Below are 9,570 nucleotides of genomic sequence, written 5' to 3'. Positions count from 1 at the left end.
GTTCAAATGGCGATTCAGCGTTTAATTGGTTTTGGGAAAAAAGAAGAGTTTAAGGAAATTTTGGCAATTTTAAGAAAGCAGAATCCTGATAGGATAAGGGTTCTGTGAAATTTGTCGTGTACAGAGACCTGAATTATTTATTGATTTTCTGCCTCATCGGCAACTCCTCACCAAACCGATTAAAGGCACCATGCCACGTTATACAGACCCAATATTAGATGAACAATCTAAACAGACCTTAAAAAATTCTGAAAAAGATCAAGCTGAAAATGTGATGATCGTCGATTTACTGCGTAATGATCTGAGTGTCTATGCTGAAACCGGTTCAGTAAAAACGCCGAAGTTATTCAATATTGAATCATTTAAACAAGTACATCATATGGTGAGTGAAATCACCGCGACGTTAAAAGCAGAGATCAATCCACTAGATGTATTGCTGTCTGCACTTCCGGGCGGCTCGATTACTGGCGCCCCTAAAATTCGCGCCATGCAGATTATTGAAGAGCTGGAAGGCACACCACGCGGGGCCTATTGCGGATCAATGGGTTATTTTAATTTTGATGGTACCGGTTCCTGGAATATTCTGATTCGCTCAATTCAAAAATATCAACACGAAGTTTCGTTATGGGCCGGTGGTGGTATTACCATTGCCTCTGATTGTGATGCAGAATATCAGGAATGTTTTGATAAGGTTTCGGCGATGCTGGATTTACTCAATACCTGGTACACACCTGAATAAATAAAAAGCGACTCAATTGAGTCTCTTTTTTATGAATCCCTCCCCTTGAGAACCATTGTTTCTCACCTTTTCTAGAGGGAAGAGTTCCCTCCTTTATCAAAGGAGGGTTAGGGTGGATTCACTTAAGCCAAAATCTCGTTTTTCAAAGTATCCACTAAACGCTGGTTTTGTTCATCGGTACCGACGGTGATCCGAAGGAATTGGTTAATCCGTGGCTTGTTAAAATAACGCACAATGATGCCACGTTCACGCAATTCAGCTGCCAATTCACCCGCGTCTTTACTTGGCAGTGAAGCAAAAATAAAGTTGGCACTCGATGGCAATACCTTAAAACCCAGCTCAGCCAGCTGAGCTACCAGTGTTTCGCGACTCGCAATCACTTTCTGGTTCTGCGCTTCAAAGTATTCCTGATCTTCAAACGATGCGACAGCTGCTGCAATCGCGAAACGATCCATTGGATAAGAGTTAAAGCTGTTTTTCACCGCTTCCAGCGCAGCAATTAAATGTGGCTGGGCAATCGCAAAACCGACCCGTAAACCAGCCAAAGAACGCGATTTAGATGTGGTTTGACATACCACTAAATTCTCGTATTTTTCTACCAGGCTGACCGCAGATTCGGCACCAAAGTCCACATAGGCCTCATCAATCACCACAACTGAGTTTGGATTGGCTTGAAGCACTTCCTCAATGGCAGCCAGGCCCATATCAATACTGGTTGGTGCATTCGGATTGGTAATAATAATGCCGCCATTTGGCTGCTTATAATCATCCACCACAATTTCAAAATTGTCATTTAGAGGGATGACCTGGGTATTGACCCCAAAAAACTGGCTATAGACCGGGTAGAAACTATAGGTAATATCCGGATACAACAGCGGCAGATCCTGAACAAAGAAGGCTTTAAAAATATGCGCCAGCACTTCATCAGAACCATTGCCGACAAAGACCTGCTCGACCGGCACCTGCTGCTGTTTGGCAATGGCCTGTTTTAACTCGGAGGCATCCGGATCTGGATACAAACGTAACGCATCCGCCGAGTTTTCCAGCACTTTCTGCACCGCTTCCACCACTTTTGGCGATGGCGGATACGGGTTTTCATTGGTATTCAGTTTAAGTAAATTCTGGATTTTCGGTTGTTCGCCCGGTACGTACGGTTCTAATTCACGTACTGCCGGACTCCAGAAACGCATTTGTTCGGTGGTGATATTCATTTTTAAATTCTCAAAGTTCCCTCTCCTGAGCAAGTTTTAAAGCACAGCTTTAAAATGAAGCGCAAGTGAGGGCTAGGGAGAGGTTTTCTATTTCTTTAATTACTGATAACGATAACGTGCTGATCTCGCATGTGCATCCAGGTTCTCTTGCTGCGCCAATACATCCGCAGTTTTGGCCAGAGTTTTCACCCCTTCTTGCGAACACATGATCAGGCTAGAACGTTTCTGGAAATCATACACACCCAGCGGTGAGGAGAAACGGGCAGTACCTGAGGTTGGCAGCACGTGGTTTGGACCAGCGCAGTAATCCCCAATCGCTTCAGGGGTATAACGCCCCATAAAGATTGCCCCGGCATGACGAATATCTTCTGCCATCACTTGCGGATCATCCATGCATAATTCCAGGTGTTCAGGTGCCACCTGATTAATCAACTCAATCGCTTCCTGACGATCCTTCACCAATACCAATGCACCACGGTTTTCAATCGAGGTACGGGCGATCTCAGCTTTTGGCAATGCTTCTAGGTGCTTTTCAATCCAGCCACCAACAGCATTCAATAATTCCTCATCCGGTGTAATGAATACTGCTTGTGCGACGGTATCGTGCTCGGCTTGTGACAATAAGTCCATCGCCAACCACTCTGCATTATTCTCGCCTTCGGCATAAACTAAAATTTCCGAAGGTCCGGCGATCATATCAATACCGACTTGACCAAATACCGCACGTTTTGCTGCTGCGACAAAACGGTTACCTGGACCGGTAATTTTGTCGACCGATGGAATGGTTTCTGTACCATAGGCCAGCGCCGCGACCGCTTGTGCACCACCAATGGTAAACAGACGTGTCACGCCCGCTAAATAGGCCGCCGCCAGCACCAGTGGATTCAACTCACCATTCGGCGCCGGAACCACCATGATAATTTCAGGCACACCCGCGACATGCGCGGGCACTGCATTCATGAGTACTGAAGATGGATAAGATGCCAGACCACCCGGCACGTAAATGCCCACGCGGTCCAGTGGCGTGACTTTCTGACCCAAGGTATTTCCCAAGGCATCGACATAGGTCCAGCCATCCTGCTTTTGCGCCTGGTGGAATTCACGGATACGTGCTGCAGCCAGCTCCAGTGCCTCACGCACCTCACGATTCAATCCATCAAAAGCGGCTTTAAGCTGTTCCTGGGTCAGTTCTAGATCTGAAAATTGATGCGCGGGATGTCGATCGAACTGCTGAGTTAATTTAAGAACATGAGCATCACCATGCTGACGGACATCAGCAATGATTTGGTCTACGGTTTTTAACAGTTCTGGATCACTCACTGTTTCAAAAGCCAACAAGTCAGCAAACACCTGCTTGAAGTTCTGATCTTGAGTCGATAAACGTCGCATCAATTTACCCACAAGGTTGATATGGAAAAGATTAGTTTACCTGTTTTCAAGGCTTTTGTGGGTATCAATCGCGCATTGGGCCACGGACTTTTATGGAAAATTACTTTTGCTCAAATTGAAGAAAAGTATTAACAGGACTGTTCTCATAGACCGCCATAAAAAACCGCTCTCAAGAGCGGTCTTTTATTTGAACAACTTACGCCTGTTTGGCCTGTTCACGATCAGCCACAGCCTGTTCTAGCTGGGCAATAATCGGATTTAACAACGCCTGTTTACGCTTAAAGCTGGCTTTGTTGACGATTAAACGGGAAGATACTTTACAGATTTCTTCCAGTGGTTCTAAACCATTGGCACGTAACGTATTTCCGGTATCGACCACATCGACAATGTAATCACCCAGGCCGACCAGCGGTGCCAGTTCCATCGAACCGTAAAGCTTGATCACATCAACCTGTTCACCCAGGCTGGCATAGTATTGACGGGTCAGGTTCACATATTTGGTCGCAATTTTTAAGCGGCCTTTTGGACGAACCATACCGACTTTACCCGCTGTCATCAGTTTACAGTTGGCAATTTTTAAATCTAATGGTTCATAGACATTTTGTGCGCCATGTTCCATCAAGACATCTTTACCTGCCACACCTAAATCTGCTGCGCCATTTTCCACATAGGTCGGCACATCAGAAGCACGTAAAATCAGAATACGCACCTGTTTATGGGTGGTTGGAAAAATTAACTTACGGGATTTTTCAGGATCTTCCAGCAAGTTAATGCCCGCTGTTTCCAGCAGCGGCAGTGTCTCTTTTAAAATACGTCCCTTACTTAATGCTAAAGTTAAACCATGATCAAAATTGCCCATTACGTCAAAGTTTGGATCATCGTTTCTCATATCGCTCATTAACTTACTCGCTTAATTTGGGCACCTAAACCTTGTAACTTCGCTTCGACATTTTCATAACCGCGATCAATATGATAAATACGGTCAATCAGTGTTTCCCCTTCAGCCGCCAGAGCTGCTAACACTAAAGAGAACGAAGCACGTAAATCTGTAGCCATGACAGGTGCTGCAGATAATTTTTCTACACCGGTTACCACAGCATCATTGCCTTCAACCTGAATATTGGCGCCCATACGTGCCAATTCAGGAACATGCATAAAACGGTTTTCAAAAATCGTTTCAGAGATAGTAGCAAAACCACGACCAATAGCGTTCACCGCCATCAACTGGGCCTGCATATCGGTCGGGAAATCTGGATGTGGCAAGGTACGGAAGCTCACCGCTTTCGGACGTTTACCCATCATATCCAGTTCAATCCAGTCATCCCCACGGGTGACTTCTGCGCCCATCTCTTCAAATTTGTCTAGCACCGATTCCAGCAGGGCCGGATCGGTATGCGTGGTTTTAATCTTGCCACCGGTAATAGCTGCCGCCGCCAGATAGGAACCGGTTTCAATCCGGTCCGCCACTACCGCATATTCACAGCCGTGCAGACTTTCAACACCAGTTACCACTAAGGTATCTGTATCCAGGCCTTCAATTTTTGCACCCATCTTAATCAGCATTTGTGCCAGATCGGTAATTTCCGGTTCACGTGCAGCATTACGAATAGTCGTCACCCCATCCGCCAGCACGGCAGCCATCAGAATATTTTCAGTGCCGCCCACAGTCACCATATCAAAGACCACTTCACCGCCTTTTAAGCGGCCATCGACTTTGGCATGTACATAGCCATTTTCGACCTGGATTTCTGCACCTAAAGCTTCTAAAGCTTTTAAATGCTGATCGACCGGACGCGAACCAATCGCACAACCGCCCGGGAGTGATACTTGTGCACTGCCATAGCGCGCCAATAGCGGTCCAAGCACCAAAATAGACGCACGCATGGTTTTAACGAGCTCATACGGTGCAAACTGGTTGTTCAGGGTCGAGGTATCCGCCACCACAGTATCGCCTTCATAAGACATAGTGATGCCAAGGCCCGCAATGAGTTTAACCAGTGTGTTTACATCTTTCAGATTAGGCACATTGGTCAGGGTAATAGGTGAGTCGGCCAGAATCATGGCAGCCAGTAATGGCAATGCTGCATTCTTTGCACCAGAAATGCGCACTTCACCTTCGAGCTTAATACCGCCCTGAATTAAAAATTTATCCATTAATTTATTAAGCTCCGAATAAGCTTGCTTTACGCCATTCTTCTTTGGTCATTGCTTTAATTGTTACCGCATGAACTTCACCGCTGGCGATCAAGGCATTAATCGGCGCATACACTGCCTGTTGGCGTGCAACAAGACGTTTGCCTTCAAACTGATCATCGACAATACGAAGATCAAATTTACCACCCTGCCCACTAACGACTACATCTGCCTCTGGAAAAGCAGCTTTTAAAATTTCAGCGAGCTGTTCATTATTCATCACAAGACCTCTTATAGGACCAACGGTGTAAAACCGGTCATTTTACTATAAATGAAAAAAATAATTCATTAGTCACATACATTATATATATAAAAAAAGAGGTTTTTTAAAAACCTCTTTTTGCCGATTGTTTCAGCTAAATCGCGACAGGCTGATAAACCAGCTGCATTTTGCGATGCTTGTCTAATTGGCGTTTTAATTTTTCTGACATTTTCTTAATCGATGTATACATATCATCAGCACAGGCCTGGGCAAACAGCTCCGTTCCAGGTAAACGGATAATCGCTTCTGCGATATGGTTGGCACTGCCTTTTTTAGAATGCTTATCGATCTGATGATCTTTACTGAGCTTCACCTGCATACTATTGACCTGATCCAGATGTTTGGTCATTTGCGCGAACTTTGCTTTTATATTTTCTTCAATTGCAGGTGTAATTGATAAATGATGGCCACGAATTGTTATTTGCATAATTCTATCCCTCACCTTCGTTAGGATTAGACGAGTCATCATCAAAATGATTCACGTACAGGACCAGAACTGCTGCTCAGTGATACCTTCATGCAATCATTTTGACTCATCCTCATAGAAAAAAAGATTCATTATGTTGTCATAATGAATCTCTAGAATAGGCAGATTTTCAAAACTAGATCAAGACTTTTCTTTCAGAAGAAGATGGAATATGTAAAGATTCGCGATATTTTGCAACCGTACGTCGCGCCACATCAATTCCCTCTTCTTTTAAAATATTGGCAATTGCGTTATCAGACAAAGGCTTACGCAGGTTCTCTTCAGCAATCAGTTTTTTGATCTTGGCACGAATCGCAGTTGACGATGCTTCACCGCCCGATGTAGTGCCAACATGACTTGAAAAGAAATATTTCAACTCAAACAGGCCACGCGGGGTCAGCATATATTTATTGGTGGTCACGCGGGATACCGTAGATTCATGCAGCTCGACCTCTTCGGCAATATCGCGTAGCACCAAAGGTTTCATGCCTTCTGCGCCAATTTCCAGAAAAGTACGCTGATGCTCAACAATACAGGTTGCCACTTTGAGTAAGGTTTTATGCCGCTCATCAATACTCTTGATAAAGTTTTTGGCTTCCAGCATCTGGTTACGCAAATACTGATTGTCATCACTCTGATCGGCACGACGAATCATATTGGCATAAAACGAGTTAACCCGGAGCTTTGGCATGACATCCGGATTCAGCTGTACCTGCCAGCTGTCATTTTTTTTCATCACCACCACATCTGGAATCTGATAATCCGACTCTTTATCTTCAAACTCCATACCCGGATGCGGTTTCAAGGTTTTCAGCAACTCGACCGCACATTTCAGCTGATCGGTGTTTAAACCGGTCTGCTTGAGTAGTTTTGGAATTTCATTGCTGATTAATAACTCATAATGGGTCATTAGCTGCATAGCATCCTGACGGCATGGGGTATTCGCCGGCAGACTTTCCAGCTGGATCAACAGACATTCCGCCAGATGACGCGAGCCAACCCCCACCGGCTCCAGCCGTTGAATATGTTTCAACACCACCAGCACTTCATCGTCTTCGATGCTGTCTTCATACTCCATCGAATCGAGCAGATGCTGGACCGAAGCAGTAATCTCGCTGATATCGCTTTCCAGAAAGCCCTTATCATCCAGAGAATCAATAATGCAGTAAGCAATCAGCTGGTCAATTTTAGAAAAATGCAGCAGGTTAATCTGCTCCAGCATATGCTCTTTTAAACCCAGTACACCCTGACGGTTATCTTCACGCTCTTCATATTCTGGCGTACCTAAACTGGTCGGCTGATGGGTATAAACATCATCCCAGTCGGTATCGACCGGTAAATCATCTGGCAGATGATCGGCATTTAATTCATTGGTTAAATCTTTTTGATCACGATCTGTATCTGCCGCTGACAGACTCTCAACATCGGCCTGTTCTTCAACTTTCTCTAATAATGGATTACTATCGAGCTGTAATTGAATTTCTTGCTCAAGTTCTAAACTTGATAATTGAAGTAAACGAATGGCCTGTTGCAACTGGGGTGTCAATGACAGGGAGTTGGCAACTTTTAATCCCACTGATAACTTCATACTACCCACCTTTTTTAATACCGCGTTTTATAAGCAATTTTTATGCCTGTTTTAATTTTTATAGCATGCTTTTATTAAAAAATATACAAAAAAATTTTCATAAAGAAAGGCCACCCGAGGTGACCTTCTGTAATTGCGGATAAATTTAGAACAATGCTTTTGGCAAACGAATCTGAATAATTTCATTATCATCGGCCAGATTGGCATTTCGCCCGCTTGAACCTGGAAAGTTATTATCATTCAGCACAGTAATCAGGTCCGGACCTTCAATGACAATATCTTCAATGGTCTGAAACGGAAAACCAAAATGCTCACCGGTCGCAATATCACCCGCTCGCGCAGTGCCATAAAGTAAATCCGGATTGGCAATATCCATCAAGTTGACCAGATCTTCTCTCTGCATATTCTGACCAGCGGTGCTGAGCGTGACTTTAATCAGCTTTTTATAGCCCAGCAGATCGTTTTCACTATCATCCCGTTCAATAATAATTCCTTCAGTCGGGCTATACAGCTGAAAATCACCAATCGCGGTAGCGCTAGTATGCAATGGAAAATAATAATATTTGCCTGTATAGGCTTTTTTTGCCAAATCAAATTCAGACACGATTAAACGATTAGAACTATCGTTCAGTAATGGCTTTTCCAACAGCGGATACAGATATTTTCCATCTTGAGAGATCGCCATGCCTTCAAAACCACCGCTACGCTGTACCAGTGGTTCAACAAAATTCAGCTGTTCTTTATTGAACTGATTCTGAGGTGAACGCAGCTCTTGCGCCGGATTCAGTGGATTCGGTAATGGAATTGGTGGACTCAGCAATATACCGTCGGCAGAAAAATGCAGTAAATAGGGTCCAAACTCATCCCCAATCCAGATCTCGCCATTCGGTGCACGCTGCATCGATTCCGGGTCAAAATCCGCCCCGGTTAACAAACGTTCGGCAGTATCTTGATGGACAATAGAAAAGGGAATGAGTTTATTCGGATCACGCAGCTGCACATAACTTAAATGCTTCACTTCAGTGTTAGTTGCTATTTTTGTTCTAAAGGTCGGTTGAATCACATGCAAACGCAGCAGATAGTCAGCCGAGTTATCTTGCGTGCCAAAACCATTGTCAGACATCACCAGATAAGTCCCATCATTATTTTTTAAAGCAGCCGAAAAACCTTGCACAGGCTGCCCAGAAAATGGCGGCAAAATTCCGTTTGCACCGGTCATATATGCACCGGAATCTGGTCCTTCTGCATAGGTGGCCACATCCAGTTTTGCAAAAGCCACCAAAGTTGGCTCATTGATCAAGGGTATAGGCGTCACCTGCGTCTTTTCATCAGAATCATTACATCCGTTCAAACCCAACACAGCGGCCATAACAAGGCCAATAGATCTTTTTTTTCATAAAGTTTAAAAATAGCAATTGGGGAAACCATTCAAACAAGAAAAAATGACAGTGTTGGGATGATTCAGTGACAATTTAAAGACCTGTTTTTGCGACCGAATACTTGTCTTTCTATTTATTTGATCATGATGCTTAGATACTTTTCTGGGACTTATAATTCTTTAACTTTATTAAAAGCATAAAAAAATCCCCCTGCTGTTTAAGCTAGGGGGATTTTGAATTAATGAGCTGGCGATGACTTACTCTCACATGGGTAACCCCACACTACCATCAGCGCTAAGAGGTTTCACTTCTGAGTTCGGGAAGGGATCAGGTGGTTCACTCT

Annotated in this window: 8 protein-coding genes, 1 rRNA gene and 1 pseudogene; 1 reads left to right on the top strand and 9 read right to left on the bottom strand. The window is 44.2% G+C overall.

Translation table 11 applies throughout. The features are described from left to right. Positions 1-127 precede the first annotated feature (127 nt). Positions 128-739 (top strand): annotated as a pseudogene (locus FTU86_RS13365) (chorismate-binding protein); the annotation flags it as partial. Between the two features lie 122 nt (positions 740-861). Here the strand turns inward: FTU86_RS13365 and hisC are convergent. From hisC to rrf, 9 genes are all read right to left on the bottom strand, one after another. After that, the gene (gene hisC, locus FTU86_RS13360; RefSeq protein ID WP_180048584.1) at positions 862-1,950 is read right to left on the bottom strand and encodes a histidinol-phosphate transaminase; all 1,089 of its coding nucleotides are present in this window, start codon (positions 1,948-1,950) and stop codon (positions 862-864) included. Positions 1,951-2,049: 99 nt separating this feature from the next. Next, a complete protein-coding gene (hisD, locus tag FTU86_RS13355; RefSeq protein ID WP_168398540.1) occupies positions 2,050-3,351 on the bottom strand; it encodes a histidinol dehydrogenase in 1,302 nt (433 codons plus the stop codon). Positions 3,352-3,535: 184 nt separating this feature from the next. Then, positions 3,536-4,237 (bottom strand): ATP phosphoribosyltransferase, encoded by a 702-nt coding sequence (hisG, locus tag FTU86_RS13350; protein ID WP_005179926.1) that lies wholly within the window; start codon positions 4,235-4,237, stop codon positions 3,536-3,538. Next, the gene (gene murA / locus FTU86_RS13345; protein ID WP_180048585.1) at positions 4,237-5,493 is read right to left on the bottom strand and encodes a UDP-N-acetylglucosamine 1-carboxyvinyltransferase; all 1,257 of its coding nucleotides are present in this window, start codon (positions 5,491-5,493) and stop codon (positions 4,237-4,239) included. Before murA ends, hisG begins: the two co-directional genes overlap by 1 nt. 7 nt (positions 5,494-5,500) lie before the next feature. Continuing rightward, on the bottom strand, positions 5,501-5,752 hold the full coding sequence (ibaG, locus tag FTU86_RS13340) for a BolA family iron metabolism protein IbaG (protein ID WP_005179933.1): 252 nt from the start codon (positions 5,750-5,752) through the stop codon (positions 5,501-5,503). A 136-nt stretch (positions 5,753-5,888) separates the two neighbouring features. Further along, positions 5,889-6,221: a ribosome hibernation-promoting factor, HPF/YfiA family gene (gene hpf / locus FTU86_RS13335; protein WP_005179935.1), complete on the bottom strand. Its 333-nt coding sequence runs from the start codon at positions 6,219-6,221 to the stop codon at positions 5,889-5,891. A 175-nt stretch (positions 6,222-6,396) separates the two neighbouring features. After that, the gene (locus FTU86_RS13330) at positions 6,397-7,848 is read right to left on the bottom strand and encodes an RNA polymerase factor sigma-54 (protein WP_127798820.1); all 1,452 of its coding nucleotides are present in this window, start codon (positions 7,846-7,848) and stop codon (positions 6,397-6,399) included. A gap of 145 nt (positions 7,849-7,993) precedes the next feature. Beyond that, entirely contained in the window at positions 7,994-9,217 is a 1,224-nt protein-coding gene (locus FTU86_RS13325; RefSeq protein ID WP_180048586.1) for an esterase-like activity of phytase family protein, read from the bottom strand. 254 nt (positions 9,218-9,471) lie between these two features. After that, positions 9,472-9,570: ribosomal RNA gene (gene rrf / locus FTU86_RS13320) — 5S ribosomal RNA — on the bottom strand; the annotation flags it as partial.

The sequence above is a fragment of the Acinetobacter sp. YH12155 genome (genome assembly GCF_013418255.1).
Lineage (GTDB): Bacteria > Pseudomonadota > Gammaproteobacteria > Pseudomonadales > Moraxellaceae > Acinetobacter > Acinetobacter indicus.
This window is presented reverse-complemented; position numbering and strand designations above follow the sequence as displayed.

Bases quoted from the DNA above. Each gene is read 5' to 3' on its own strand.
- hisC (WP_180048584.1), bottom strand. From the start codon at position 1,950: ATGAATATCACCACCGAACAAATGCGTTTCTGGAGTCCGGCAGTACGT.
- hisG (WP_005179926.1), bottom strand. From the start codon at position 4,237: ATGAGCGATATGAGAAACGATGATCCAAACTTTGACGTAATGGGCAAT.
- murA (WP_180048585.1), bottom strand. From the start codon at position 5,493: ATGGATAAATTTTTAATTCAGGGCGGTATTAAGCTCGAAGGTGAAGTG.
- ibaG (WP_005179933.1), bottom strand. From the start codon at position 5,752: ATGAATAATGAACAGCTCGCTGAAATTTTAAAAGCTGCTTTTCCAGAG.
- hpf (WP_005179935.1), bottom strand. From the start codon at position 6,221: ATGCAAATAACAATTCGTGGCCATCATTTATCAATTACACCTGCAATT.
- FTU86_RS13330 (WP_127798820.1), bottom strand. From the start codon at position 7,848: ATGAAGTTATCAGTGGGATTAAAAGTTGCCAACTCCCTGTCATTGACA.
- FTU86_RS13325 (WP_180048586.1), bottom strand. From the start codon at position 9,217: ATGGCCGCTGTGTTGGGTTTGAACGGATGTAATGATTCTGATGAAAAG.